The 26,369-nt window shown below is 66.2% G+C and carries 30 protein-coding genes and 1 tRNA gene; 19 read left to right on the top strand and 12 right to left on the bottom strand.

The window, feature by feature from the left end; all coding sequences use genetic code 11:
• The first annotated feature begins 144 nt into the window (after positions 1-144).
• Entirely contained in the window at positions 145-1,284 is a 1,140-nt protein-coding gene (gene citZ / locus DEQ92_RS06630; RefSeq protein WP_004973409.1) for a citrate synthase, read from the top strand.
• Positions 1,285-1,419: 135 nt separating this feature from the next.
• Here the strand turns inward: citZ and DEQ92_RS06635 are convergent, their stop codons facing one another.
• On the bottom strand, positions 1,420-2,811 hold the full coding sequence (locus tag DEQ92_RS06635; protein ID WP_050458589.1) for an MATE family efflux transporter: 1,392 nt from the start codon (positions 2,809-2,811) through the stop codon (positions 1,420-1,422).
• Between the two features lie 356 nt (positions 2,812-3,167).
• Here DEQ92_RS06635 and ilvA point away from each other — a divergent pair, with 356 nt between their 5' ends.
• The gene (gene ilvA / locus DEQ92_RS06640; RefSeq protein ID WP_004973413.1) at positions 3,168-4,379 is read left to right on the top strand and encodes a threonine ammonia-lyase; all 1,212 of its coding nucleotides are present in this window, start codon (positions 3,168-3,170) and stop codon (positions 4,377-4,379) included.
• A 45-nt stretch (positions 4,380-4,424) separates the two neighbouring features.
• On the opposite strand, the gene DEQ92_RS06645 is transcribed toward ilvA, so the two are convergent.
• On the bottom strand, positions 4,425-4,631 hold the full coding sequence (locus DEQ92_RS06645) for a hypothetical protein (RefSeq protein ID WP_008091685.1): 207 nt from the start codon (positions 4,629-4,631) through the stop codon (positions 4,425-4,427).
• Between the two features lie 147 nt (positions 4,632-4,778).
• Here DEQ92_RS06645 and DEQ92_RS06650 point away from each other — a divergent pair, with 147 nt between their 5' ends.
• The 11 genes from DEQ92_RS06650 (at position 4,779) to DEQ92_RS06700 (ending at position 13,319) form a co-directional block, all read left to right on the top strand.
• Positions 4,779-5,420: a class I SAM-dependent methyltransferase gene (locus DEQ92_RS06650; RefSeq protein WP_049968038.1), complete on the top strand. Its 642-nt coding sequence runs from the start codon at positions 4,779-4,781 to the stop codon at positions 5,418-5,420.
• Between the two features lie 239 nt (positions 5,421-5,659).
• Positions 5,660-7,084, top strand: coding sequence for a cytochrome ubiquinol oxidase subunit I (locus DEQ92_RS06655; protein WP_008091682.1), 1,425 nt, complete (start codon positions 5,660-5,662; stop codon positions 7,082-7,084).
• A complete protein-coding gene (locus DEQ92_RS06660; protein ID WP_115818958.1) occupies positions 7,077-8,075 on the top strand; it encodes a cytochrome d ubiquinol oxidase subunit II in 999 nt (332 codons plus the stop codon). Before DEQ92_RS06655 ends, DEQ92_RS06660 begins: the two co-directional genes overlap by 8 nt.
• 39 nt (positions 8,076-8,114) lie before the next feature.
• The gene (locus tag DEQ92_RS06665) at positions 8,115-8,321 is read left to right on the top strand and encodes a hypothetical protein (RefSeq protein ID WP_008091679.1); all 207 of its coding nucleotides are present in this window, start codon (positions 8,115-8,117) and stop codon (positions 8,319-8,321) included.
• Between the two features lie 83 nt (positions 8,322-8,404).
• On the top strand, positions 8,405-8,791 hold the full coding sequence (locus tag DEQ92_RS06670; RefSeq protein ID WP_008091676.1) for a RidA family protein: 387 nt from the start codon (positions 8,405-8,407) through the stop codon (positions 8,789-8,791).
• A gap of 1 nt (position 8,792) precedes the next feature.
• A complete protein-coding gene (locus DEQ92_RS06675) occupies positions 8,793-8,999 on the top strand; it encodes a hypothetical protein (RefSeq protein ID WP_004973426.1) in 207 nt (68 codons plus the stop codon).
• A 29-nt stretch (positions 9,000-9,028) separates the two neighbouring features.
• Positions 9,029-9,109: transfer RNA gene (locus DEQ92_RS06680), tRNA-Ser, on the top strand.
• 425 nt (positions 9,110-9,534) lie between these two features.
• The gene (locus tag DEQ92_RS06685) at positions 9,535-9,717 is read left to right on the top strand and encodes a hypothetical protein (RefSeq protein ID WP_004973428.1); all 183 of its coding nucleotides are present in this window, start codon (positions 9,535-9,537) and stop codon (positions 9,715-9,717) included.
• Between the two features lie 54 nt (positions 9,718-9,771).
• Complete coding sequence (locus DEQ92_RS06690; RefSeq protein WP_049904984.1) at positions 9,772-10,164, top strand: hypothetical protein; 393 nt, start codon at positions 9,772-9,774, stop codon at positions 10,162-10,164.
• A gap of 215 nt (positions 10,165-10,379) precedes the next feature.
• A complete protein-coding gene (gene thsB / locus DEQ92_RS06695) occupies positions 10,380-12,023 on the top strand; it encodes a thermosome subunit beta (protein WP_004973432.1) in 1,644 nt (547 codons plus the stop codon).
• Between the two features lie 300 nt (positions 12,024-12,323).
• Complete coding sequence (locus DEQ92_RS06700; protein ID WP_004973433.1) at positions 12,324-13,319, top strand: alanine dehydrogenase; 996 nt, start codon at positions 12,324-12,326, stop codon at positions 13,317-13,319.
• A gap of 59 nt (positions 13,320-13,378) precedes the next feature.
• Here the strand turns inward: DEQ92_RS06700 and DEQ92_RS06705 are convergent, their stop codons facing one another.
• From DEQ92_RS06705 to hisH, 6 genes are all read right to left on the bottom strand, one after another.
• Entirely contained in the window at positions 13,379-13,597 is a 219-nt protein-coding gene (locus tag DEQ92_RS06705) for a hypothetical protein (protein ID WP_004973435.1), read from the bottom strand.
• Positions 13,598-13,923: 326 nt separating this feature from the next.
• Entirely contained in the window at positions 13,924-16,800 is a 2,877-nt protein-coding gene (gene leuS, locus DEQ92_RS06710) for a leucine--tRNA ligase (protein ID WP_115804485.1), read from the bottom strand.
• A gap of 315 nt (positions 16,801-17,115) precedes the next feature.
• Entirely contained in the window at positions 17,116-17,559 is a 444-nt protein-coding gene (gene hsp14, locus DEQ92_RS06715; RefSeq protein ID WP_004973439.1) for an archaeal heat shock protein Hsp14, read from the bottom strand.
• Between the two features lie 116 nt (positions 17,560-17,675).
• Positions 17,676-18,086, bottom strand: coding sequence for an archaeal heat shock protein Hsp14 (gene hsp14 / locus DEQ92_RS06720; RefSeq protein WP_050458585.1), 411 nt, complete (start codon positions 18,084-18,086; stop codon positions 17,676-17,678).
• A gap of 96 nt (positions 18,087-18,182) precedes the next feature.
• Positions 18,183-18,989 carry a prephenate dehydratase gene (pheA, locus tag DEQ92_RS06725; RefSeq protein WP_004973442.1) on the bottom strand — a complete coding sequence of 269 codons (807 nt, stop codon included), beginning with the start codon at positions 18,987-18,989 and terminating at the stop codon, positions 18,183-18,185.
• A gap of 54 nt (positions 18,990-19,043) precedes the next feature.
• Positions 19,044-19,703 carry an imidazole glycerol phosphate synthase subunit HisH gene (gene hisH, locus DEQ92_RS06730; protein ID WP_004973446.1) on the bottom strand — a complete coding sequence of 220 codons (660 nt, stop codon included), beginning with the start codon at positions 19,701-19,703 and terminating at the stop codon, positions 19,044-19,046.
• A gap of 208 nt (positions 19,704-19,911) precedes the next feature.
• Here hisH and DEQ92_RS06735 point away from each other — a divergent pair, with 208 nt between their 5' ends.
• The 4 genes from DEQ92_RS06735 (at position 19,912) to DEQ92_RS06750 (ending at position 23,599) form a co-directional block, all read left to right on the top strand.
• Positions 19,912-20,877, top strand: a complete 966-nt coding sequence (locus DEQ92_RS06735) for a phosphate/phosphite/phosphonate ABC transporter substrate-binding protein (RefSeq protein WP_004973447.1) — start codon at positions 19,912-19,914, stop codon at positions 20,875-20,877.
• 85 nt (positions 20,878-20,962) lie between these two features.
• Positions 20,963-21,718, top strand: a complete 756-nt coding sequence (locus tag DEQ92_RS06740; RefSeq protein ID WP_004973448.1) for a phosphonate ABC transporter ATP-binding protein — start codon at positions 20,963-20,965, stop codon at positions 21,716-21,718.
• Positions 21,715-22,731 carry a phosphonate ABC transporter, permease protein PhnE gene (gene phnE, locus DEQ92_RS06745; protein WP_233510259.1) on the top strand — a complete coding sequence of 339 codons (1,017 nt, stop codon included), beginning with the start codon at positions 21,715-21,717 and terminating at the stop codon, positions 22,729-22,731. Before DEQ92_RS06740 ends, phnE begins: the two co-directional genes overlap by 4 nt.
• Positions 22,732-22,804: 73 nt before the next feature.
• Complete coding sequence (locus tag DEQ92_RS06750) at positions 22,805-23,599, top strand: DUF6498-containing protein (protein WP_115804484.1); 795 nt, start codon at positions 22,805-22,807, stop codon at positions 23,597-23,599.
• A gap of 30 nt (positions 23,600-23,629) precedes the next feature.
• Here DEQ92_RS06750 and DEQ92_RS06755 read toward each other — a convergent pair whose 3' ends face one another.
• From DEQ92_RS06755 to DEQ92_RS06765, 3 genes are read right to left on the bottom strand one after another with little or no spacing between them, the layout of a single operon-like run.
• Positions 23,630-24,226, bottom strand: coding sequence for a uracil-DNA glycosylase family protein (locus DEQ92_RS06755; protein WP_050458580.1), 597 nt, complete (start codon positions 24,224-24,226; stop codon positions 23,630-23,632).
• A 24-nt stretch (positions 24,227-24,250) separates the two neighbouring features.
• Positions 24,251-24,862 carry a DUF99 family protein gene (locus tag DEQ92_RS06760; protein ID WP_115820596.1) on the bottom strand — a complete coding sequence of 204 codons (612 nt, stop codon included), beginning with the start codon at positions 24,860-24,862 and terminating at the stop codon, positions 24,251-24,253.
• Positions 24,859-25,029 carry a DUF5786 family protein gene (locus DEQ92_RS06765; RefSeq protein ID WP_004044482.1) on the bottom strand — a complete coding sequence of 57 codons (171 nt, stop codon included), beginning with the start codon at positions 25,027-25,029 and terminating at the stop codon, positions 24,859-24,861. Before DEQ92_RS06765 ends, DEQ92_RS06760 begins: the two co-directional genes overlap by 4 nt.
• Before the next feature lie 131 nt (positions 25,030-25,160).
• Between DEQ92_RS06765 and DEQ92_RS06770 the strand changes: the two genes are divergently transcribed.
• Both DEQ92_RS06770 and DEQ92_RS06775 read left to right on the top strand, forming a co-directional pair.
• On the top strand, positions 25,161-25,787 hold the full coding sequence (locus DEQ92_RS06770) for an MBL fold metallo-hydrolase (RefSeq protein WP_050458578.1): 627 nt from the start codon (positions 25,161-25,163) through the stop codon (positions 25,785-25,787).
• Between the two features lies 1 nt (position 25,788).
• Positions 25,789-26,169, top strand: a complete 381-nt coding sequence (locus DEQ92_RS06775) for a hypothetical protein (protein ID WP_004973454.1) — start codon at positions 25,789-25,791, stop codon at positions 26,167-26,169.
• Positions 26,170-26,186: 17 nt separating this feature from the next.
• On the opposite strand, the gene DEQ92_RS06780 is transcribed toward DEQ92_RS06775, so the two are convergent.
• Complete coding sequence (locus DEQ92_RS06780) at positions 26,187-26,333, bottom strand: 50S ribosomal protein L40e (protein ID WP_004044485.1); 147 nt, start codon at positions 26,331-26,333, stop codon at positions 26,187-26,189.
• Positions 26,334-26,369: the final 36 nt, after the last annotated feature.

Consider the following 26,369-nt stretch of genomic DNA (forward strand, 5'->3'; position numbering starts at 1 on the left):
ACAACGACAATCGTCGAACACTATTTTAGACACCGACTGCCCACGAAATCGGCAGACGGGGCTGCCGTTGTATGTGTATGGCGGTCGATAACATATGAGTGAAAACGATAACGCTTTTTTGATATGGTAGGCAACGTTCTGGGTATGTCAGGCGAACTGAAGCGGGGGCTGGAAGGTGTGCTGGTCACCGAATCGAAACTCAGCTTCATCGACGGCGACGCGGGACAACTCGTTTACTGCGGTTACGACATCGAAGACCTCGCACGGGACGCAAGTTACGAGGAGGTACTCTACCTCCTGTGGCACGGAGAGCTGCCGACGCGCGAGGAACTGGACGCGTTCTCCGACGAGCTGGCGGCCCACCGGGGCCTCGACGACGGGATTCTCGACGTGACGCGCGAGCTCGCAGAGCAGGACGAGTCGCCGATGGCGGCGCTCCGAACGCTCGTCTCTTCGATGTCGGCGTACGACGAAAACGCCGACTTCGAGGACGTGACCGACCGCGAGGTCAACCTCGAGAAGGCAAAGCGCATCACGGCGAAGATGCCGTCGGTGCTCGCGGCCTACGCCCGCTTCCGTCGCGGCGACGACTACGTCGAACCCGACGAGAGCCTGAATCACGCGGCGAACTTCCTCTACATGCTCAACGGCGAGGAGCCGAACGAGGTGCTCGCCGAGACGTTCGACATGGCGCTCGTGCTCCACGCCGACCACGGCCTGAACGCCTCGACGTTCTCCGCGATGGTCACGTCCTCGACGCTCTCTGACCTCTACAGCGCGGTCACGTCCGCCATCGGCACGCTCTCGGGGTCGCTCCACGGCGGCGCGAACGCGAACGTCATGCGGATGCTGAAGGACGTCGACGACAGCGACATGGACCCGACCGAGTGGGTCAAAGACGCCCTCGACCGCGGCGAGCGCGTCGCCGGGTTCGGCCACCGCGTCTACAACGTCAAGGACCCCCGCGCGAAGATTCTCGGCGCGAAGTCCGAGGCGCTCGGCGAGGCCGCCGGCGACATGAAGTGGTACGAGATGTCGGTCGCCATCGAGGAGTACATCGGCGAGGAGAAGGGCCTCGCGCCGAACGTGGACTTCTACTCCGCGTCGACGTACTACCAGATGGGCATCCCCATCGACCTCTACACCCCCATCTTCGCCGTCTCGCGCGTCGGCGGCTGGATAGCGCACGTCCTCGAGCAGTACGAGGACAACCGCCTCATCCGCCCCCGCGCCCGCTACACCGGCGAGAAGGGTCTCGACTTCCCGTCGGTCGACGAGCGATAGGCAGCGAGTCGACGAATCGCACGCGACTTTTTCCCGTTCCCCGTCTCCCGGAGCGACGCGTCGTCCCCCGCGGTCGCTCCCGTTCCCGCTTCCGCGTTCTCCGCGCCGTTCCGCGTCGCCGGTTCCGTCTCGCGGTCAGTCGTCTTCGCCCGCGTCGTCGACGCCGACGCTCCCGCGTTCGACCATGAGCGAGTCGGCGTGGCCCGCCCAGTCGGCGTGGTAGAACGCCACGAGCGCGAACAGCCCCATCCACGTGAACGACAGGACGATGCCGATTCGCGCGCCGAGCGGGCCGTAGCCGAACACCTCGACGAGCAGGTAGGACGCGCCGACGAAGAAGCCGAACACCCCGGTCAGCCGGGCGACGAAGGGGATTCGCGTCGCGCCCGCGCCCTGCAGCGACCCGGAGAGACCGACGAAGAGCGCCAGACCCGGCGCGGCGAGGCCGTAGGCGACGGCGAACTTCACGGCCCATTCGAGGTCCGCGCCGCCGCCGGAGCCGACGAGGCCGACGATGGGCTCGGTGAACGCCGCGAGGAAGAGCCCGATACCGCCGACCGTGGCGACCGACAGGAGCGCCACCGCCCCGCCTTGATACCGCGCGGTCTCGCTGTCGCCTGCCCCGAGCGCCTGCCCGACGAGGACGCTGGCGGCGACGTTGTAGCCGCGCGCCAGCGGGCTGGCGACCTGCTGGTAGACCCGGCGGCCGATTTGGAAGCCGGCGTTGACGGCGTCGCCGAAGCCGAGGAGCAGGGCGTTGAACGGGAACTCGGCGAGTTCGGCGGCGAGGCCCTCGCCGACCCGCGGGGTGGCGATACGCACGAGTTGGCTGGCGACCGTCCGGTCGCGGGGCCGAACCAGCGAGGTCGGCGACGCGGGTCGGGCGAGCGCGGCGAGGAGCAGTCCCGCCGAGAGGACGTTGGCGGTCGAGGTCGCGAGTCCCACGCCCAACACGCCGAGCGCGGGCAGGCCAACGAGGCCGAAGCCGAGACCGACCGACAGCCCGATGTTGACGACGTTGGCGAAGACGTTGACCAGCATCGGCGTCCGGGTGTCGCCGACGCCCTGAAGCGACCGCGAGCCGACGAGCGAGACCAACCGGGCGGGCGAGGTGGCGAAGATGACCGCGAGGTACGTCGTACCCAAGGCGACCGCCCTGTCGCTCGCGGGGAACGCGCCGATGGCCGCCTCGCCCAGCGTGAACCCGAAAATCAGGAACGGGACGCCCGCGAGGAACGCGAGGAGGAGCGCCGTCGAGATTGCCTCGCTCCGGTTGGCGTCCGCGCCGCTCCCCGTGTCCTGACTGGAGAGCGCGATTGCGCCGCCGCCGAGTCCGAGACCGATTCGGAGGGGAAACCGGGCGTAGAGGTCGGCGAGGCCGATAGCGACGACCGCGGCGGGAGAGAGCGCGGCGGTGACGGCCACGTCCACGGTCCGCATCGCCGTCTGGGCGGTCTGCTCGGCCATCACCGGCCAGGCGAGCGAGAAGATACGCTTCCAGACCCGCCGGAGGCGGCCGAGGTTCATGCCGAGGCCACGGACCTCGCGCAGTTGACGGTATCGGAAGCGGCGGTCCCGTCGGGCACTCTCGATGCGACGCGCGAATGACGGGTGTCATACGCGATCGATGGGTCGCCGCTGTCGTGCGGTTTCACTTTCACTCCGGGTGGGGGACGTTTATATGCACGGGGACCAGAAAGACAGTTGCACGTCACACGCGTGCATTCCCCCTTTCCCCTTTCCCGACCGGCGAGCGACGGCGACGGCGCGCGTCGACGGAGCCGAATCCGAGTCCTCAACCGACGACCATGAGGGTTGACATCACGGCCCTGATACGGACGAGTTCCCGAACGATTAAACACAGACACGGGCGATTTCTGACCATGCTCACGCTTGACGACGTACGCGCCGCCCGCGAGCGCGTCGAAGCGGTCGCCCGATGGACACCGCTGGAGTACTCGCACACCTTCTCGGAGATGACGGGTGCAGAGGTGTACCTGAAACTGGAGAACTCCCAGCGCACGGGGTCGTTCAAGATTCGCGGGGCGACGAACCGCATCACCACGCTCTCCGACGAGGAGAAAGACGCCGGCGTCGTGACCGCGAGCGCCGGCAACCACGCGCAGGGCGTCGCGCTCGCGGCGTCGCGAGCGGGCGTGAACTCGAAAATCGTCATGCCGGAGTACGCGCCGATTTCGAAGGTGAAAGCCACCGAACGCTACGGGGGCGACGTGGTCCTCTACGGCAACGACTACGACGAGGCGCAGGCCAAGGCCCACGAAATCGAGGCGGACGAGGGCCGGACCTACGTCCACGCCTTCGACGACGAGTACGTCATGGCCGGACAGGGAACTATCGGTCTCGAAATCGCGGAGGACTGCCCCGACCTCGACACCGTGGTCGTCCCCATCGGCGGCGGCGGCCTCATCTCCGGCATCTCGACGGCGATCAAAGCGCAGTTCCCCGACGCCCGCGTCATCGGCGTGCAGGCCGAGCAGGCCTCCAGCGCCGCGGACTCGTTGAACAAGGGGTCGATTCAGACCATCGACGAGGTCGACACCATCGCCGACGGCATCGCCGTCCGCAGAATCGGCGACAAGCCCTTCGAGGTCATCCGCGAGCGCGTCGACGAGGTCGTCACCGTCTCCGACGAGGAAATCGCCGTGGCGCTGACCTACCTGCTCGAACGCTCGAAGACGCTGGTCGAGGGCGCGGGGGCCGTCGCGCTCGCGGCGCTCGTCTTCCAGAAGTTCGACTACGAGGAGGGCGAGGTCGTCGTCCCCGCGCTGTGCGGCGGCAACATCGACATGAACACGCTGACGACCGTGGTGATGCGCGGCCTCGTCGAGACGGGTCGGTACCTCAAGATTCGGACCGAACTGAAGGACCGCCCCGGCTCGCTCGAACAGCTCATCGAAATCATCGCCGCGGAGAAGGCGAACATCTACGCCGTCAGGCACGACCGCACCTCCCGGAAAATCGCGCTGAACGCGACGGAAGTGGAAATCGACCTCGAAATGCGCGGGCCCGACCACGTCGATTCGCTCCTCGGAGAGCTCCGCGACGCGGGCTACGACGTGGAAGTCCTCGACTGACCGCGTCGCCGAGAGCGGTCGGGAACCGGGTTCGAGGCCGGCCGCTCAGACGAGTCCAGTGACACCGATAAACACGAGGAGCGCACCGATGCCGCGGGAGAGCCAGACGGGAGCGTCGGACTCGCGGGACTCCTCCGAGGGCGAGCGGCGGAGGAACTCGAACCCGAACGCGTGGACTCGCGCGGGGAAAACGAGGTACGCGACGCCGAGAACCACGGCTCCGGCGTACCCGGCCTGCCACAGGAGGTTCATGTTCTAAATCCGAACTGTCCGGACATATCTTCGTCGATTCGTGGAATCCGACGAACGCCGCTTTTGGCTCTGTTGAAATCACCAGCCACTGATAGTTTTTCGAGGCCGTGCTGAACAGAGGGCGCGAATCGGCCGTACGTGTCAGGGATGATTCTTGAGACCCTTATCTCCCAGTACATCCTATTCGACGTACCGATGGCCAGCACGGAACACGAGTATGACGGCTACACCCCGATGGACTACGATGCGGACTGCGAGGCAGACGAGGTGTACCAGAGGTGTCTGTCCTATTTCCTCACGCACGCACCCATCGAGGGCGATGATACCGTAGTCGATATCGGTACGGGCACAGGTATCGTCGCGCTCGAACTTGCGTCGAAGTGTGACCACGTGTTAGGACAGGACATCTACGACGAGTGGCTCCGATACGCTCGTGAGAAGGCTGAGCGTCGCAGTATCGAGAACGTCTCGTTTGACCGCGGGTCGTTTCGTGAACCGAACGTTGAGGAACCGGTGGATGTCGTCGTTGCGAGCTACGCTCTGTACATGGCCTACAACGAGGGTGGTGAGGACGAATTACGCGCTGCCATCGACGGACTCACGGCGTTGAATCCGCGTTGCATGGTCGTGGCCGACAAGATGCACTTCGGGCCGGTGCAGTCCCCAAGCGATTACGAGACACTGCCATCGATGGGAACCATCGCTAATCTCCTCGCAGGTGCAGGCTTCACGCTCGCCGATGTCGAGATTATCACTGATTCGGTCGGTGTCATCATCGCCACCCGATGAGTGTGTGCTGAACTCATCTTGTATGTTGCGCGCACTTCCTGTCACGGTCTGAGGATTTCAACAGAGCTCCGCGTTTCTACCCGGACGATTATGTCGAATTCGGGCGGGAGACCCCGCCTACGATGATTTTCAGTTCGTGGGAAGCATGCGGGGATTGACTCTCCCCCAATACGAAGGCCTTTAACAAGGAAGTCCCCGCTTCCCGGTTCGCCTCGGCGCCAGCGACCCCGCACCCAACCATGCTCGACCCAGTCATCGCCAGTCGGCTGCAGTTCGCGCTCACGACCATCGTCCACATCATCTTCCCGGTGATGAGCATGGGCCTCGCGCCCTTCCTCATCTACTTCACGTGGAAGGATATCCGAACCGACGACCCCGTGTACGAACAGCTCAGGCGGTTCTGGACGAAGATTTTCGCCGTCTCGTTCGTCGTCGGCACCGTGACCGGCATCGTCCTCGAGTTCGAGTTCGGGACGAACTTCGCGGCGTTCTCGACGGCGGCCGGCGAGCTGTTCGGCGGCCCGCTCGCCACCGAGGGGATGATGGCGTTCATGCTCGAAGCGACGTTCCTCGGGGTGTTCGTCTTCGGCCGCGAGAAGGTCTCGGACGCCCTGTACATGGTTTCGGCCGTCGCCGTCGGCCTCGGTACGTGGCTCTCGGCGGTGTGGATTCTCGTCGCCAACTCCTGGATGCAGACGCCGCGAGGATACGAACTCGCGCGCGAAAGCGGCCAGCTCGTCGTCTCGCTCGTCGACCCCATCGCGGCGTACGCCAACCCGCGGTTCCCGTGGATGTTCGTCCACATGCAGAACGCCGCGGTGCTGTCGGTCGCGCTGTTCATGGCCGGCGTCGCGGCGTACCACGTCTGGCAGCGCGGCATCGACGCCGACGACGACCGCGAGGGCGCGCGCTTCTGGCGGAAGACGCTCAAAATCGCGCTCGTCGTCCTGCTCGTGACCGCACCGTTTCAGGCGATTCACGGCGACGCCTACGGCCGCCACGTCTACGAGACCCAGCCGCAGAAGTTCGCCGCCATGGAGGCCGTCTGGGAGACCGACAGCTACGTCCCGGAGTACATCTTCGCCATCCCGACGAGCCTCGAACACATCACCGACCCGCGCGCCAAGGAACTGCTCGGCATCGGGATTCCCGGCGGGGCGTCGTGGCTGGCGAGCGGGGGTGACCCCCAAGCCGAAATCACCGGCTTGAACGAGTTCGACACGGAGGCCCCGCCGGTCGCAATCGTCTTCTGGTCGTTCCGGCTCATGGTCGCCGCCGGCTTCTGGTTCATCCTGTTGGCCTTCTGGGCGGCCTACCGCTGGTGGACCGACGACCTGTACGACGACGACCTGTTGCACAAGGCGTTCGTCGGGTCGTCGCTCCTCGGCATCTTCGCCGTCGAGGTCGGCTGGATAGTCACCGAGGTGGGCCGACAGCCGTGGGTCATCCAGGGCGTCCTCAAGACGGCAGACGGCGTCTCACCGGGGCTCACCGGCTTCGAGGCGACGCTCACGCTCGTCGGCTTCGCGGTCGTGTACTCCGGCCTGCTCGCGCTCTACACCTACGTGATTCGCCGCATCATCCGCGAGGGACCGCCGAGCGTCGACGAGACGGCGGCGGGCGCGGAGACCGCTTCCCCCGCGGGGGTGACCGGCGATGACTGACTACGGCGCGTTCGCCACCGACCCGCTCTTCGGCCTGCCGCTGCAGGAGCTGTGGTTCGGGCTCGTCTTCTTCATCCTCGGGATGTTCCTGTTCCTCGACGGTTTCGACTTCGGCGTCGGGGCCATCTTCGCGACCCGCGACGACGACGAGGAGCGCGAGACGCTGCTCGCCGCCATCGGCCCCTTCTGGGACGGCAACGAGGTGTGGCTCGTCGTCTTCGGTGGCGCGCTGTTCGCCGCGTTCCCGGCGGTGTACGCGAACCTCTTCAGCCGCCACTACCTGCTCATGTTCGCCATCCTCGGGGCGCTCATCCTCCGCGGGCTCGCCCCCGAGATGTACGAACAGCGCCACGACGAGGCGTGGCAGACGTGGTGGGGTCGGGCATTCGTCGTCGGCAGCGTGAGCGCGCCGTTCCTCCTCGGCGTGTTCGTCGCCCACTGGCTCCTCGGCGTCGAGTCGCTCCTGTCGCTGCCCGGCGTCGTCGTCGGCCTCGCCGTCGTCGCGCTCACCGTCGTCGCCGGCGTCGGCTTCCTCGCCATGAAGACCCGCGGGAGCCTCCAGCGCGACGTGGCCGACTACGGCCCGCGCGCGATGGCCGCCTACCTCGCGCTCGTCGTCGTCACGCTCGGCTACCTCGTCGCCGTCCGCCCCGACCTCGGCGTCCTCGCGCCGATTCCGCTGGCGCTCGTCGTCGTCAGCCTCGCTGCCGCGGCGGGCTACCTGCTCGCGCTCCGCGACGGGCGCTACACGCTCGCGTTCGCGACCGTGCCGGTCCTCGTGTTCGCGTTCGTCGCGCTCGTGGCGACGCTCATGTTCCCCTTGGCCGACCCCGCGACCGGATTGACCGTCGCGGACGCCATCGTCTCGGTGCTCCCGCTGAACATTATGAGCGTCGCGTCGGCGCTGTTGTTGCCGCTCGTGTTCGCCTACTTCGGCATCCTCTACTCGACGTTCAGCGGGCCAATCGAAACCGGCGAATCGTACTCCTGACCGACTGCAATCGACCTTTCCCCCACAACCAATCCACCCATGGCTACGCTCCCCAACACAACCCCAACCACCGAATCGCTCACGAAACCGCTGACCCTCCTCGGCCTCGGACTGGTCGCCGTCAGCGTCGCCGTCGCGGGGTTCGCACTCCAAGACGGCGACGTGGTCACCGCCCTCGGGATGGGACTGTTGTTCGCTTCGGGCGTCCTCACGACCGGCATCAGCCTCTCCGGGAAGTCGGTCTAACTGACGGGCTGCGACCGGCTCGCCCCGCCGCGGACCCGGTCGTTCCACCCTATTTTATCACGTCGTGGCGAAATCCACCGCGTATGAAGCGCGTCATCGAGACCGACGAAGCGCCGGCCGCGGTCGGTGCGTACAGTCAGGCGACGACCAACGGCTCGCTGCTCTACACGGCGGGGCAGATTCCGCTGACGCCGGACGGTGAACTCCTCGACGACGAGGACATCGCGACGCAGACGACGCAGTCGCTCGACAACGTGATGGCCATCCTCGCGGAGGCCGGCGCGGACGCGAGCGACGTGCTGAAGACGACGGTGTTCCTCGCCGACATCGACGACTTCGAGGAGATGAACGAGACGTACGCGACCTACTTCGACGAGGAGCCGCCGGCCCGCTCGGCGGTCGAGGTCGGCAACCTGCCGAAGGGCGTCGGCGTCGAAATCGAGGCCGTCGCCGTCGTCGACGAGGAGTAACGTGGCCCGCCGCGTCCGGTCCGCGCTCGCGTGGGGCGCAGCGAGCCTCCTCCTCGTGGGCGTCCTCGCGCAGGGCGCGGTCCTCCTCGGACTCGGCATCGACGTGTCGTTCGGGGCGGTCGCCGCGGTGGCGGTCGCGTCCGGCGTCGCCGTTGGGTCCGTGACATACGTCATCGAACCGCGACTCGAACGGAAAGGAAGGGCTTAAATTATCCAGGCGGGAACGTTGCGTTGTAAGCCAGGATGGCCGAGCGGTAAGGCGCACGCCTGGAAAGCGTGTTCCCTCTGGGATCGGGGGTTCAAATCCCTCTCCTGGCGCTTCTTCCGAACTCAACTCACGTAGCAGCGCGTCTCGTCGCGCTGCGGGCGGCGAGTTCGGGAGAACGCCGCCGGAGGATCTGAACCAAGGAGCGAAGCGAACAGAGTGAGCAATGTGCGACACGAAGTGTCGCAGTGAGACGAACGGCGGAGCCGCGAGTCGTGAGCGACTGAGGCTCAAATCCCTCACCTTCGCATCCGGAGCACATAGCTTCTCCCGCAATCGCCGGCCGGCGAGAACCGTCGCCGGAGTCTATGGCCCCGCACGCCAAGGACCACTTACGTCGAAACTGGCAGGGCACCCCCAGTTCGACGCGACCCGAGGCACTACCACAGACCCAACCTACGGTACCGCCACAGAAGCGACCGTATCAACTGTTCGGACAAAACATTCATCTCCATGGGATACGATACCACGATTGACAATGCCTGACACCAAGACCGGCCGCGAGAAGAAGGGCCTCAACAAGCGGACCCAGCTCACCGAGCGGCTGTACGAACGAGAGTTATCGGTGTTAGACGAAGACGACGACGAGCCCCCGCTCGACGCCGCGAGAGACGAGACCGACGGCGAGTTCCTCGCGGACGAACTCCCCGACGACGACTGACGGCGCGACCGCCGACCACGCGAATTTTTATCGGGCGCAACAGAACGTGTGAGCGTGCACCACCGCGCGAACTACGCGACCGTGTTTATCGGGTCGCACCTCCACCCCGAAGGAGAGACGCTGGACCTCGACTGGGCGGACGACGCCGGAAACGAGACGGCGACGTTCGAGTTCGACGTCCCGACCGACGACCCGCGAGAGCCGTACCTCGGCATTCAGGCGTTCGACGTGGGCGAGTACGGCCACGAGATTCGAATCAACGGCGACTCGCTTTCGGGGTTCGACATCCCGCCGGGCGACGGCTGGCAGTACTGGGTCGATACCGTCACCGGCGCGAGCCTCGTCGAGGGCTCGAACACCATCCGAGTCGTCCGCGACGACGACGGCGACGACGCGTTCGCCGTCGGAACGGTGACGGTCCACTGGAAAGAGCCGGTCGAAGAGTAGCGTATAAAGCGCCCCGGCCGGGACAGAATTGTGGTGTGAAATGACGTACCACAGTAACTCCCCGAACACCCGAGAGAAGGCATCTGTCGCGCGGTTACCGGGATAACGCGGCGAACGCGCGGAGTTCAGTGCTCGATTCGTCGGCGAAGCTTTTTTATAGAATCACAAACAATCAAGGCCTGTCTATGAGCCAGCGAATGCAGCAGGGTCAGCCGATGATCATCATGGGCGAGGATGCACAGCGCGTCAAGGACCGCGACGCGCAGGCGTACAACATCCGCGCCGCACGAGCAGTCGCCGAGGCGGTACGTTCTACACTCGGCCCGAAGGGGATGGACAAGATGCTCGTCGATTCGATGGGCGACGTCACCATCACGAACGACGGCGTCACCATCCTCAAGGAGATGGACATCGACAACCCGACGGCCGAGATGATCGTCGAGGTCGCCGAGACGCAGGAGGACGAAGCCGGCGACGGAACGACGACGGCGGTCGCCATCGCGGGTGAACTCCTCAAGAACGCCGAGGACCTCCTCGAACAGGACATCCACCCGACGGCCATCATCCGCGGCTTCAACCTCGCCTCCGAGAAGGCGCGCGAGGAAATCGACAACATCGCGGAGCGCGTCGACCCCGACGACGAGGAACTCCTGAAGAAGGTCGCCGAGACCTCCATGACGGGCAAGAGCTCCGAGCTCAACAAGGAGCTGCTCGCGGACCTCATCGTCCGCGCCGTCCGACAGGTCACCGTCGAAGCCAACGATGGCTCCCACGTCGTCGACCTCGAGAACATCTCCATCGAGACGCAGACCGGTCGCTCGGCGTCCGAGTCCGAGCTCCTCACCGGTGCCGTCATCGACAAGGACCCCGTCCACGACGACATGCCGGTCCAGTTCGACGAGGCCGACGTGCTGCTGCTCAACGAGCCCGTCGAGGTCGAGGAGACCGATATCGACACGAACGTCTCCATCGAGAGCCCCGACCAGCTCCAGAAGTTCCTCGACCAGGAGGAGGCCCAGCTGAAGGCGAAGGTCGACCAGATCGTCGACTCCGGCGCTGACGTGGTCTTCTGCCAGAAGGGCATCGACGACCTCGCCCAGCACTACCTCGCGAAGCAGGGCATCCTCGCGGTCCGCCGGACGAAGAAGTCCGACATCCGCTTCCTCAAGAACATCACCGGTGCGGCGGTCGTCTCCGACCTCGACTCCATCGAGGCCGGCGACCTCGGTCGCGCCTCCATCCGCCGCGACGAGGCCGACGAGCTGTTCTACGTCGAGGGCATCGGCGACGACGTCCACGGCGTCACGCTCCTGCTCCGCGGCTCCACCGACCACGTCGTCGACGAACTCGAACGCGGCGTCCAGGACGCCCTCGACGTCGTCGCGTCGACGGTCGCCGACGGTCGAGTGCTCGCCGGCGGCGGCGCTATCGAGGTCGAACTCGCCTCGCGCCTCCGCAACTACGCCGACTCCGTCTCCGGCCGCGAGCAGCTCGCGGTCGAGGCGTTCGCCGACGCGCTCGAACTCGTCCCGCGCGTCCTCGCGGAGAACGCCGGTCTCGACTCCATCGACACGCTCGTCGACCTCCGCGCGGCCCACGAAGAGGGTCAGGTCCGCGCCGGGCTGAACGTCTTCACCGGCGAGGTCGAAGACGCGTTCGAAGCGGGCGTCGTCGAGACGGCTCACGCGAAGGAGCAGGCCGTCGCCTCCGCCTCCGAAGCCGCGAACCTCGTCCTCAAGATAGACGACATCATCGCGGCCGGTGACCTCTCCACCGGCGGCGACGACGACGACGAGGGCGGCGCACCCGGCGGCATGGGTGGCATGGGCGGCATGGGCGGTATGGGCGGCGCGATGTGAAAATCGGCTAACGCCTTTCACCCATCCCCCGACGCCTGCACCGCGCGACGAATCACTCATTTTTTGGCGCAAAGCGGCTGCCGAGCATCCGAAGAGCCGCGGCTGCGCCTCCGAACGACGGTACGCGGGGGAGAAGCAACCGATGAGCGTCGATTCCGACTCTCGCGACGATCGGACGAGAGCCCCACGCTGATTCACCGATGTCAGAGAAGTTGGATAATTATCTCACTTTCTCAGATACACTTGCATTTGTGTTCAGAAATGGAACGAACTAAGTAGCAGGTACGGCAACGTGTCTCTATGCGCAAGACGCTGCTGTTGAACAAGGACGACGTTCACGAGAACGTCCAGATGCCGGAGCTCATCTCGGCCATCGAGGACGCCTTCGCCGCCTACGAGTCCGGCGACGCCCAGATGCCGCCGAAGTCCTACATCGACCTGCCGCAGTACAACGGCGACTTCCGGTCGATGCCCGCCTACTTAGACGCGGGCGACTGGGACGCCGCTGGCATCAAGTGGGTCAACGTCCACCCCGACAACGGCGACAAGTACGACCTGCCCACCGTCATGGGCACGATGATTTACTCCGACCCCGAGAACGCCTTCCCGCTGGCGCTCCTCGACGGGACGGAGCTCACGATGCTCCGCACCGGCGCGGCTGCGGCCGTCGCCACCGACTACCTCGCCGTCGAGGACGCCTCCTCGATGGGTATCGTCGGCGCGGGCGTCCAGTCGTACACGCAGCTTCGCGCCATCAGCGAGGTCCGCGACATCGAGGAAGTCGTCATCTCCGACCTCGACGAGGAGCGCGTCGCCGACTTCATCGACGCCTTCGAAGACGAGTTCGACATCCGCGCCGGCTCCATCGAGGAGGCCGCAAGCTGTGACGTGCTGTCGACGGTGACGCCCGTCGAGTCGCCCATCGTCCCGCGCGACGCGGTCGGCGACCACACCCACATCAACGCGATGGGTGCCGACGCCGAGGGCAAACACGAACTCGCAGACGAGGTGCTCTTGGACGCCAAGCTCGTCATCGACGACCACGCCCAGACCACCCACTCCGGCGAAATCAACGTCCCGTACAATCAGGGCGTCCTCACCGACGACGACATCTACGGCGCAATCGGCGACATCGTCCTCGGGAACCTCGACGGCCGCACCGACGCCGACGGCATCAGCGTCTTCGACTCCACGGGACTCGCGATTCAGGACGTCGCGGCGGCCCACGTCGCCTACGAGCACGCGTTCGAGAACGACAACGGCTACGCGTTCGACCTCCTCGGTCTCGCCGAGTAAGGTCGACCGACCCGACGCTGCTGGCATTCACCGTTCTCTTTTGCGGTCCGACCCCCGAGCTACGGGCTCGGCCCCCGCTGTGCGTTGAGGTAGCCGAACACCTTCGAGAGCACGTAGACGATGGCGATGAAGGGCAAGAACGGAACCATCAGGACGACGAGGATGAGAAACATCGTCCACCCGATGGAGTCCATCTCGCTGTTCGTCCGCGGTCGGGTCCCCGGCGTAACGGTGTGGTAGGCCTTCTGTGCGAGGCTCAGCGAGTCGTCTTCGCTCATGAAATAGTGTTAGTTCGGCGAGACGATAAACCGAACGCCGGACCGCGGGGCCGACCTCACCAATGTCGGTACTTCGCCCGCTCTTCGGTCGCGCCGCAGTCGGGGCACTCGTAGGTCCGCCTGTCTTCGAGGTCGGTCCGCTTTTCGTCGTCCACGCGATACATCTCGACTTCGCATGCCTCGCACAGCATGTGTTAATTATCGTATGTGATACCGTAAATCTAGGGGAGCGCCCGGATAGTCGGCTCAGTTGGCGTTTTTAGCAGTGCTCGCGGCTGCGTATCAGCGCTGAAAAATAGAATCCGGTCGTGTCGCGGCGCGCCCGGCTATTCGAGGTGGACCGCGGGGCGGAACGGAATCGCCTTCGAGGCGCGGTCGGCGGGGTCGACGATGTCGGGGTCGTCCTCGGCGAACACCTCGACCTCGGCGTCGAACTCGCGGGCGAGGAAGTCGGCCGCGCGCTCGTAGGTGCCGGCCTCGTCCAGTTCGAGCTGCGCGCGGAGCGTCGATTCGTCGCGCCCGCGGGTCTGGTCGACGAGGTCCTGCACGAGGTCGTTCACGTCGTTGCCCTTCTCGCGGAGGTCGGGGTCCTGCATGACCTGACCCATGATTGCGCCGACGTTGTCGCCGTTGTCGACGACCGTCTCGAACACGTCGCGCTTCCAGTCGGCGGCGACGTAGACCCGGATGGTGTCGGGGTCGGAGTCGGTCACGTCGATGATGTCGCGCACGTCCTCGGTCAGGCGCTCGACCTGTCGCTCTTCGAGTTCGACCGGCTCGTCTTCGAACTCGGCGTCCGGTTCGGGCCATGGCGCGTCCTCCGCGGGCGTGCCGGTCAACTGCTCGTGCAGCTCGTTCGTCATGAACGGGATGAACGGCGCGAGCAGGCGCAGACGGGTTTCGAGGACCGTCCGGAGCGTCCACTTCGCGGCCGGGCGGTCGAGGTCGGTCCGGCGGCGGTACCACCGCAGCGACTCCTCGAAGTTGTAGAACGCCGCCTGACTGGCCGAGCGCGTCTCGGACTCGTCCATCGCGGTCGTCACGTCGCGGACGGTGTCCTGCAGCTTCGACAGGAGCCAGCGGTCGACCGTCTCCAGTTCGGGCCGCTCGTCCGGTCCGGGGTCGGCGATAATCTCCTGCGCGCGGTTCCAGAACCGTTCGAGCTGGTCGTGAACCGAGCCGACGAGGTCGTCGCGCCAGTCGTAGTCCTGCCACGGCTCCGCGGAGTTGAGCAGGAAGAAGCGGACGGTGTCCGCGCCGTACTCGCCGATGGCCTCGCCGGGGAGGACGACGTGACCCTTCGAGGACGACATCTTCTGGCCTTCGAGCAGGCCCATGCCCATGATGACGATGCCCTGGGGCCACTGCGGCTCGTCGAACAGTTCGCCGTGGTGGAACTGGTAGAACGTCAGGTGGTTCGTGATGAGGTCGTTTCCGGAGAACCGGTAGTCGACGGGGTACCAGTAGTCCCACTCCTCGCGCAGTTCGAGCGCTTTCTCGGGGGCGTCGTCGACCGCGTCGGCCCCGTAGAACAGCGCGTCGAAGAACTCCTGGGTGAGTTCCTCGGTCGGAATCTCCTGCAGGCGGTGGGCGATGGTGTAGTACGCCATGTAGATGGTCGAGTCCGAGAGGGGCTCGATGACGAACTGGTCGTCCCACGGCAGGCGGGTTCCGAGGCCGTAGTTGCGGATACACGGCCACCCGTTGAGCCAGTCGATGGTGTGGTGGTACTCGTCGCGGGTGTTCTCGGGGATGGCGTCCAGCCCGTCGGCCACGTCGTGGGCGAGTCGCTTCCAGTCCTCGTCGTCGTACGAGAGGAACCACGTGTCCTGTTCGGCGACGACGACGTCGCCGCCGCAGCGGCAGACGACCTCCTCGGAGAACTCCTGCATCACGTCGAACTGGCCGGCCTCGATGCCGTCGGCCTTGTAGTCGTCGCGGACCTCCTCGACGAGGCCGCCGGCGTAGTCGCCGTAGAACTCTTTGAGGCGACCCGCGTGGAACTCCTTGTTGTAGAGGTCCTTCGTGGCCTTTTCGAGGGCGGGGTCGTCAGAGGACTCGATTCCGCGGTTCTCGACGGCCGACTTCGCGGGAATCTCGCCGTACGCGTCGTCCTCGGAGTTGATGTCGAGAATCGGAATCGGTTCGATGGCCGCCACGTCGGCGGGGTCGATGCCGAACGATTCGAGGTAGTCGGCGTCGGCCTTGGCCTCCTGCAGCGCCACGTAGTCGTCGGGGCTGTGGGCCGGGACGGACATGACGACGCCCGTCGCGTTGTCGGCGTCGACGAAGTCGGCCGGCAGGACGAGCACGTCGTCGCCGGTGACGGGGTTCTCGACCGTCTGGCCGACGAGTTCGGCACCCTCGACGGTTTCGAGAACCTCCACGTCGCGGGCCTGATATTCGAGTTTGTCGGCCGCGTACTCGGAGACGAACCACGTCTCGCCGTCGACCTCGGCGACCACGTAGGTCGCCTCGGGGTCGATGTAGGCGTTGGTCACGCCGCGGACCGTCTCGGGGCGCAGGGTCGCCATCGGGACGACCACGTCGCCGCCGTCTCGCTCCCAGCCGAAGCGGACCAGCGTGTACTCCTGGAACTCGGCGTTCTCGCCTTCGAGCAGGTCGTGGGTCGTGACCGGCTGTTCCTCGTTCGTACAGAACTTGACGGGGTGGAGGCCCTTCTCCAGTCGCCCGCGCTCGCGGAGCGTCCGGTACTGCCACTCGACGAACTTCGAGTAGCGCTCGTTGTTCGTGGTGAACTCGCGCCGCCAGTCCACCGACAGACCGAGCGACTGCATCCCCTTCTTGTAGTGTTCCTCGATGAAGTACCGCGCCCAGCCCATGGGCGATTCGAGGTCCGAAAGCGTGTCCTCGGGGACGTTGTAGGTGTCGGTCAGAACCGAGAGCTGTTTCTCCTCGCGGTTTTTCAGGCGCTCGACCGCGCCGATGATGGGCGTGCCGGTGACGTGCCACGCGATGGGAAACAGGACGTTGTCGCCCTGCTGTCGTCGGTAGCGAGCGTACACGTCGGGAACGGTGTACGTCCGCGCGTGCCCGATGTGCATCCCGCCGCTGGGGTACGGATAGGGCACCGTCACGAACGTCGCGTCGTCGGCGTCTGCGTCCGGGTCGGCCTCGTATCGGCCGGTCTCGGACCAGCGCTCCCGCCAACGCGCTTCGAGTTCCTGCGGGTCGTAGTCCATATCCGTGGTAGTGGTACCCCGGCCTAAAATAACTCCTATACTCGACTTGTGTGGCTGTCTGATTGCGGCAGATATTGCCACACGGTGGCACGAGACAAACGGGAGAGACTGGCCGCGAAACGGCGTCGAGTCCTCGTTTCGCCAGAATCGAGACCGGTACAGAACTGACGGCGCAAATCGCGACCGAAACGCGCCGACGGGCGGGCAAAGAAACGAAAACGGGAACGAAAACGGAAACGAAAGCAGCGAGCGACCCACCAAGAGAGAGCCTGTCGCGGGCGACGCGCCAGCGGGTATCGGGGCGGCGACGCCGGCTCAGTCGATGTCGATGCGGCGGGAGTCGTCGGGTTCGACGTCGCGCTTGGGGAGGGTGACCGTCAGGACGCCGTTGTGGTAGCCGGCGGACGCGCCGTCCTCGTCGACCGACTCGGGGAGGCGAATCGTGCGGCGGGCGGACTCGTGGCGGCGCTCGCGGCGGAGGTATTCGCCGTCGGCGCGTTCCTCGTCGAGTTCGCGCGTCGCGTCGACCGTCAGCGTGCGGTTGGCGACCGACAGGGAGATGTCCTCCTTCTCGTAGCCCGGGAGGTCGATGGTGACGACGATTTCGCCGTCGTGGTCGGTGACGTCGATTGCCATCTCGTGGCGGACCTGCGCCATCACGCCCGAACGGTCGAACTGCCGTCCCATCTCGTCGAACTGGCGGGACATTCGCTCGAACAGTTCCTCGAAATCGTCGAAGGGGTTGGTACGTCGCATCATGTGTTTTTTCACCGAGGCATATGGACGCCGTCTGAGGAGATAATCGTTTCCGGAACGTAGATAGCAATTCGCACGCTACAGGACTTGAAACACCGATATTCAAAAGATGAGCCGCGTCACTCGATGTCGATTTGCGTGGAGTCGTCGCCCGCGGGTTCGGCCTTCGGGAGCGTCACGGTCAGGACGCCGTTTTTGTACGACGCCGTCACCTCGTCGCGGACGACCTCGGCGGGGAGCGTAATCGTCCGGGAGACGGACCGCTGGCTCCGCTCGCGGCGGACGTACCGGTCGTCGTCGACCTCCGACGACTCCTCGTGGTCGGCCGCGATGGTGAGTCGCCGCCCGCTGACGCTCACGTCGAGGTCGTCCTTCTCGAAGCCGGGGAGGTCGGCGACGACCTCGATGACCTCGTCGTCGTCGACGACGTCGAGGGAGATGTCTTGGAACCGACCGATACCGGACTCCTCGAACGACCGGCCCATCCGGTCGAACAGGTCTTCTATCTCGTCGAACGGGTTTCGCTGCATACGCGTCCGAGTACGTCGCCGACGGCAAAGAAAGATGTGCTCAGACCCACATATCGAGAGCGCCCGGCCGGACTGCGGAACGGGGGCCGCGGATGCTCAGTACAGGACGTGCCGCGTGTCGTACGACCCGAGGACGCGAACCCAGCCGTTGCGGGCGATGCCCTCGACCTCTTCGAGCGCCTCCTGCATCCGCTCTTCGTAGAGGCCGGCGTCGGCGTCGATGTGGAACAGGTAGTCGCCGAGGCGGTTGCCGCTCGGGCGCGACTCGATGCGCGAGAGGTTGATGTCGCGTTCGGCGAACGCTTCGAGCAGTTCCAAGAGGAGTCCGGGGTAGTTGGCGTTGGGGTAGACGACGAGCGAACTCTTGCCGCCGGCGTCCGAGCGGGCGGACTCGGGCGCGATGACGAGGAACCGCGTCGCGTTCGACGACTGGTCCTGGATGTCCTCGGCGATGATTTCGAGGTCGTCGCCAACGTTGTCGGGGTGACCGATGCCCGCGACCGACGGGTCCGCGCGGGCGCGTTCGACGCCGCGGGCCGTGCTGGCGACGGCTTCGAGCTTCGCGTCGGGGTAGTTCTCTTCGAGGTAGGACCGACACTGCGCGAGCGCCTGCGAGTGGCTGGCGACGACGTCGAAGTTCGCGCTCTGGGCCAACAGCGCGTGGCGGATGGGCGTGACGATTTCCTGGACGACGCTCACGTCCGAGTTCGCCACGGCGTCGAGGCTCTCGGTGACGCTCCCTTCGATGCTGTTTTCGATGGGAACGACGCCGCGCTCGAACGACCCGTCGGCGACCGCTTGGACGATGGAGGTGACCGATTCTCGGAAGGCGACGTCGTCGGCGACCGCGCGGGCGGCGCGATGGGAGTACGTGCCCGCCGGGCCGAGCGTGACTGCCTGCATGGACACCCCTTCACGAAGCGGCGACAAAAGACCGTCGGGGCAGGCAGATTCGGCCTATCGCTCCGCGCAGAACTCGACGAAGTTGCGGAGGATGGTCAGCCCGGTCTCGCCGGACTTCTCGGGGTGGAACTGCGTGCCGAAGACGGTTCCCTCCTCGTTGGCGACGACCGCGGGGAACTCCACGCCGTAGTCGGTCGACGCGACGACCGCGTCCTCGTCGTCGGGGTCGGCGTAGTACGAGTGGACGAAGTAGGCGTACTCGCCGTCGACGCCCTCGACGAGCGGGTGGTCGCGCCGGACGTTGAGTTCGTTCCAGCCCATGTGCGGGACCTTCTGTCCCTCGTCGAAGCGGACGTTGCGGCCGGGGATGAAGTCGAGCCCCTCGACCTCGCCCTCGCCCGCGTGGTCGGCCTCCTCGGAGGAGGTCAGCAGCATCTGCATCCCGAGACAGATACCGAAGATGGGCGTCCCGTCGGCGGCGGCCTCGGCGAGCGGTTCGCGGAAGGGGCCGGCGTTCTCCATCCCCTCGGAGAACGCGCCGACGCCGGGGAGAACGATGCCGTCGGCGTCGTCGAAGTCGGCCGGGTCGTCGGAGACGACGACGTTCGCCCCCGCGCGTTCGAGCCCTCGCATGGCGCTCCGGAGGTTTCCGAGCCCGTAGTCGACCATCACCACGTCGGCGAGGGTCTCTTCGGGCGACTGTGTCGTGCTCATGCGTACACGTGCGAGACCGGGAGGCAAGTGAGTTTCCGTCGCGGCGACGGTCGCCCGATGACCGCGGGACCGACGCGGTATCACAAAATCGCCCGACTGTTCTATGTTTACTCACAGAGTACGCAATATGACTTTATATCTATGTATCTATACGGAGAAAGAATAGGAAGATTTAACCTCAGTGTGTCTGAGTGTTCTGACGAATCACATGTCTTCCCGACGGAGTTTCCTCAAGAAGACCGGCGCGCTCGGCGCGCTCGGCGTTTCGGGGTTGAGCGGGTGTATCGGCAGCGTCACGGGTGGGTCGGACTCGGTCAACTTCCTCCTCACGCCGTCCGAATCGGACGTGGACATCAAACAGCAGTATCAGCCGCTGTTCGAGTACCTCGAATCCGAGGCCGACGTGACGGTCGAATCGTCGGTCGCCGCGGACTACGCCGCGGTGTACCAGGCGTTCAAGTCCGGGCAGGCCGACCTCGCCGACTCCTCGCCGACCATCGCCATTCAGGGCGGCAACGAGGGCGTGACCGAAGTCATGGGTATCCGCGTCGCCTACGGCGCGGCGAAGTACTTCTCCATCATGACGACGACGCCCGACAGCGGTATCGAGGAACTCGCCGACCTCGAAGGCGAGACCGTCGCGTTCGCCGACCGCCTCTCGACGAGCGGGTCGCTGTTCCCGCTTTTCATGCTGAATCAGGCCGGCCTCGACACGGGCAACGCCCCCGACGGCGAGCCCGTCGACTTCACCGGCCAGTGGTCCGACCACGCGACCGCCCGCGAGACGCTCGTCAACCGCGACGAGGTCGTCGCCGCCGGCACGGGCGCGTTCTCGACCGCGCCGCACGTCCCGAAAGACCAGTTCCCCCAGCAGTTCCTCGACACCTCCGCCGAGAACGACGGCGACCTCGGAACCGCGGACCCCGAACTCCAACTGCTCGCGGCTTCCGACCCCATCCCCCGCGCACCGATAATCGTGCGCTCCGAGCTGGAGTCCGGACTGAAGTCGTCGCTGACGGACGCGCTCACGAGCGTCACGCAGGACGACCTCATCAACGAGGACCTCTCCGACGACCAACAGCTCTGGTTCACCGGCGTCGAGCCGGGCACCGTCGAGGACTACCAGCCGATTCAGAACGTCATCGACACGCTCGGAATCTCTCTCGGACAGTAATCAACTCACAAACAATTCCATTGCAGTATCATTTTGGCGGTGCCGCGCCCACGAACCGTAGACGCGGGAAGTCCGCCCACACACTATGAGTACCATCGAAGTACGTAACCTCACGAAAGCGTTCGGCGACGTCCGGGCGTTGGACGACGTCTCTTTCACCATCGAGGACGGCGAGTTCGCCGTGCTCCTCGGGCAGTCTGGGGCGGGGAAGTCCACGCTCCTTCGCTGTCTGAACGGCCTGACGAACCCGACGTCCGGCGAGATTCGAATCGACGGCGAGCCGGTCAAAGGCCCGCGCGACGACGTGGCCATGATTTTCCAGCAACACTACGTGCTGGGACAGCTCAGCGCCTACGGCAACGCGCTGACCGGCGCGCTCAACCGCACCTCGTTCTTCCGTAGTCTCGTCGGCTGGCACGCGGAAGAAGACAAGTTCGAGGCGCTCCGCGCGCTGGAGACGGTCGGACTGCTCGACCAGGCGAACCAGCGGACCCGAAGCATGAGCGGCGGCCAGCAACAGCGCGTCGGCATCGCCCGCGCGCTCGTCCAGGGGCCGAACCTGCTTTTGGCCGACGAACCCGTCGCCAGCCTCGACCCCGCCAGCGCCGAGACGGTGATGGGGTACATCCGGAGCGCGGCCGCGGAGCGCGACCTCTCGACGCTCGCGAGCCTCCACCAGGTGAACCTCGCCCGGGAGTTCGGCGAGCGGTTCCTCGCGCTCCGCGACGGGAAGCTCGTCTTCGACGGCTACCGCGAGGACCTGACGGTCGACGTCATCGACCGCATCTACGGCGACGTCCAGACCGCGGACATCCGCGAGGGGACCGAGGTGAGCGCATGAGCGGCGGCGATTCGACCTCGGACGACGACGCGCGAAGCGGCGAGGACCGACCCCGCGACGCCCGAGCCGACGGCGGCACCGAGGCCCAGTCAGGGACGCTCGACCGCGCGCTCCGAGACATCACCCTCACCAAGCGCATCAAGTGGGGGATGGCGTTCCTCATCTCGGTCGTCTTCGGCTTTTTCTTCTTCGAGGCGCTCTCGGAGGTCGGCTTCTCGGTCGCGGAAATCCTCTACTACTGGCCCGAGTTCCAGGAGGCGCTCGGGGACTTCTTCCCGCGGACGACGCTGTTCGGCCTCCCGTTCGTCGATTTCGGCTCCTACTGGCAGTTCATCCAGGAGCGGGACCTGTTCGGCGCGGCCATCGTCACGCTGGCGATGGGCTTCGCCGGAACCGTCCTCGGCATCCCCGGCGCGCTCCTCCTCGGCGTCCTCGGCTCCGAGCGCGTGACGCCCTACCCCTTCAACTTCATCTTCCGCGGCACGATGAGCGTCATCCGCGCCATCCCGGCGCTCGTCTGGGCGCTCATCTACATCCCGCTCGGCGGCGTCTCGCCGTTCACGGCGACGCTCGCCATCGGGACCGACACGATGGGCAACCTCGGCCGCCTGTTTACCGACGCGCTCGAAGAGGTCGAAGACGGACCGATAGAGGCCATCGAGTCGACCGGCGCGAACCGCCGGCAGACGGTCGTCTTCGGGATGCTCTCGCAGGTCTTTACGCCCTTCATCGCGTGGACGATGTACATCCTCGAAATCAACACGCGCATCGCCGTCACGATGGGGCTCATCGGCGGCGGTGGCATCGGCTACGTCCTGCAGACCCAGCGGAGCCTGTTCAAGTACACGAACATGATGGCGACGATTCTCGTCATCTTCGTGCTCGTCGTCTCCGTCGAGTTCGTGAGCCAGCGCGTTCGCTCGTACATCCGCGGCGAGGAAGAAGAGGGCATGAGCGTCCTCAAACTCGTCATCGAGTTCCCCCAGCGGATGGCCCGCTCCATCTGGGAGTAACTCCGGCGACCCGACTCGGCGGTTCTCTCGCGGTACGGTTTTTATCGGTCCGTCGCGTCTCACAGCGTAGCCTATGCCGTCGTCGCCGCGTTCCACTCCTTCGCCGTCGCACGCCGCCTCCTCGGGGTCTGGTCTCGCCGCCTCGCCCGTCGCCCTCGCCGCGCTCGTGGTCGCGAACCTCGTCCCCCTCGTCGGCGTCGTCTGGTTCGACTGGAGCCTGAAGGCGCTGCTCGTCGCCTACTGGCTCGAAAGCGGCGTCGTCGGCCTGCTGAACGTCCCGAAGATTCTCGCCGCCAGCGGCCGCGGCGACGGCGGGTCGAGCATCAACGCCACCATCAACGGTCGGCGGGTTGACCTCTCGCCGCCCGAATCGCCCCGCGACGGCTTTCACTTCTACCCCTCGAACGTCCCCATCGCGGGCTTTTTCGCCATGCACTACGGGATTTTCTGGGTCGTCCACGGCGTGTTCGTCTGGTCGTTCGACGCCTTCGCGGGCGGGGCGGCCGGCGCGGTCGGCGGCGTCCCGCTCGGCGCGGTCCTCCTCGCGGCGGGCGCGACGGTCCTCAGCCACGGCGGGTCGTTCGCCGCCAACTTCGTCGGCCGCGAGGAGTACCGGAGCGTCTCGCCCGGCACGCAGATGTCCGAGCCCTACCGCCGAGTCATCGTCCTCCACCTGACCATCATCCTCGGCGCGTTCCTCGTCGCCGCCTCGGGCGCGCCCGCCGCGGCGCTCGTCGTCATGGTCGTCGTCAAAACCGCGCTCGACGCGGGCGCGCACCTCAGGGAACACGCCCGGGCAGAAAAGCGGGCGAAACCGCCCGAAGAACCGGTAGGCGAGCGAATCGAAGTCAACGACGCCTCGGCCTGAGCGCCGGAGTGAACGGGCGCTCTCGCGAACTCAGAAGTCGCCGAGGCTGGCCTGTCCGTCCGAGGAGTCGGCGAGTCCCGAGAGGTCGGCGGCGCGCGCGATGGTCTCGAAGAAGCCCTCGCGCTGGCTCCGGTCGTAGAGCGTCGCCGCGGGGTGAACCGAGAGGAGGACGCGGTAGGAGGCGTCGCCGACGCGGGCGTCCACGACCGACCCTGACTCGTTCGTGATGGCGACGCCGCGGTCGAGCAGGTGCTGCGAGGGCACTTTCCCGAGGGTGACGATTAGCTCGGGGTCGACGAGTTCGAGTTCGCGGGCGAGGTAGCCCCGGCAGTTCGACAGTTCCTCGCTCGTCGGGTCGCGGTTGTCCGGCGGGCGGCAGCGCACGCAGTTGGTGATGCGAACGTCGGCGCGGGCGAGGCCGGCCTCGCGGAGCGCGTCGTCAAGCACAGAGCCGGAGCGACCCACGAACGGCTCGCCGCCCTCGTCTTCCTTCGCGCCCGGCGCTTCGCCGAGGAAGAGCAGGTCGGCGTCGTCGGGGCCGACCCCGTTGACGATGCGACTCCGCGAGTCGACGAGTTCGGGGCACTGCTCGCAGCCCGTCACGCAGAGGCCCTCCATGTGTTCCATACTCGGTTCGAGGGCGGGGACGGCTTAATCCCCGGCGAAGCGTCGCGCGGCGCGGGCGGCCATCCGGGCCACGCGAATCGGTTCGGGACGACCGCCGACCGGGGTGAACCCGCGGACGACCCGCGCGGCCTCGTCGTCGTCGCAGCCGGCGGCCCGGACGAACACCGTCTCGCCGTTCACATCGAGCCGTCGACGGGGCGGGGCCGCGCGGTACGTGGCGAGTCGCCGGTCGAGCGCCGCGCCCGAGAAGTGAGCCGAGAGCGCGGGTTCGAGCCCCTCGCTCTCCTCGAAGGAGACCGAGAGCACCGGGCGGTCGAGGTCCGCGGCGAGGCGCTCGACGTCGACGAGGTTGAACCACGCCGGGGCGATGCCGGAGACGAGCAGGTAGCGCACGTCCTCGCGGTCGAGCGAGGCGTACAGCGAGGCGATGGCGTCGGTCGCGTCGTCGCCGCCGACGGTGCACGTCTCGAAGGCGAGGCCGTCGACGACCCGGTCGGCGCGGACGACCGCGCCGCAGAGCACGCTCTCCGGAGACGGGTCTGTCGAAAAATGAGCGTCGTCAACGTCGTCTGTGGGTGCGCGCGCCGCCCCGGGGAAAGATTCCGCGACCCCGAGGGCGCGAGACCCCGGCTTCACTCGTCTTTAATCTCCTGGAGCCGGTCGAGGAGTTCGTCGTTGGACGCGCCGATTTCGAAATCGACCTCGCCCTCGTGTTTCTCCTCGCTCGTCGTGACGCCGTCTTCCTCGTCGAAGTCGACGTTCTGGTCTCCTTGTTCGGACTCGTCGTAGCTCCCAAATCCCATACAGTCATACGTACACGACCGAGCCCCAAAAAGGATTTGTCGCGCGAGTTCGACGTTCGGGGGCGAGTTGCGGTGTCGCGGGGAACGTCTCGCCCGTCCGACTTTTTCCGTTCGGGCGCGTACGCGGAGGTATGGAAGTCATCCCAGTCACCGCCGACGCCGAGAGCTTCACCTGCAACGCCTACCTCGTCCTCGGCGCGCGAACCGTCCTCGTCGACGCCGGAACGATGCCCGGCGTCGAGGAGGTCGTCGCCGAGCACACCGACGACCTCGACGCGGTGGTCGTCACCCATCAGCACTCGGACCACGTGGGCGAACTCGACGCGGTGGTCGAGCGGTTCGCCCCGGACGTGTACGCCTACGCCGACCACCCGCTTCGAACGCACGAACTCGAAGACGGCGACCGCGTCGAGATGGGCGACGAATCGTTCGAGGTCATCTACACGCCGGGTCACGCCGACGACCACGTCTCGCTCGTGAGCGGGCGGTCGCTGTTTTCCGGCGACGTGTTCGTCTACAACGACGGCGCGTTCGACGACGGCAGCTTCGGTCGCACCGACATGCCGGGACAGTCCCGCGAGCGCCTCATCAGCAGCCTGCACACGCTCCTCGACCGCCTCCCGTCGACCGTCGAGGCGCTGTACGCCGGCCACGGCGACCCCTTCGAGAACGAGGTCGGGGGCGACACCGTCCGCGACGCGCTCGAACGCGCGCTCGAACGCGCGGAGCGCCGCGAACCGAAGTACCCGGAGGCCTGAGATGGCGACCGACACGACCGGGGGCGCGGGCGGCGACCTGACGCGACTGCACTACGTCGGCGTCGGCCTCGCGGCCGTGACCGGCGTGATTCACCTCGTCCTCGGGGCGGGCGCGCTGGCCGCGAACCTCGCCGACCCGCTCGGCATCGCGTTCATCGGGGCCGCGGCGGGCTTCGCCGCCGGCATCGTCGGCGTCCTGCGCGGCGACGAGCGCCTCCGCTCGCGGGTGGTGTTGCTCGGCATCCCCTTCACCGTCGGACAGGTGGTCCTCTACGTCGCGCTGAACTGGCCGAATATCTTCGGAATCGGCGGCATCGTGGACAAACTCGTCCAGCTCGCGCTGCTCGCGGTGCTGGTCGAACTGTATCGGCGAGACGCCTGAGAGAGAAGCGTGCGGGCTTACGCGGCGCGGCGTTCCTTCGACTTGGGTCGAAGGTGCTTGTAGCCGCACTTGCGGCACTGCTTTGCCTTCTGGGGGTTGCGCGCGTTGCACCGCATGCAGATCTGCTTCTCGAGCGTCCGCTTCGTCGCAGCGTCACTAGCCATGCATACGAGTCCCCCCGCCGGTCGTATAACGCTTGC

The organism is Haloferax sp. Atlit-6N, from assembly GCF_003383195.1.
Taxonomy (GTDB): Archaea; Halobacteriota; Halobacteria; order Halobacteriales; family Haloferacaceae; genus Haloferax; species Haloferax gibbonsii.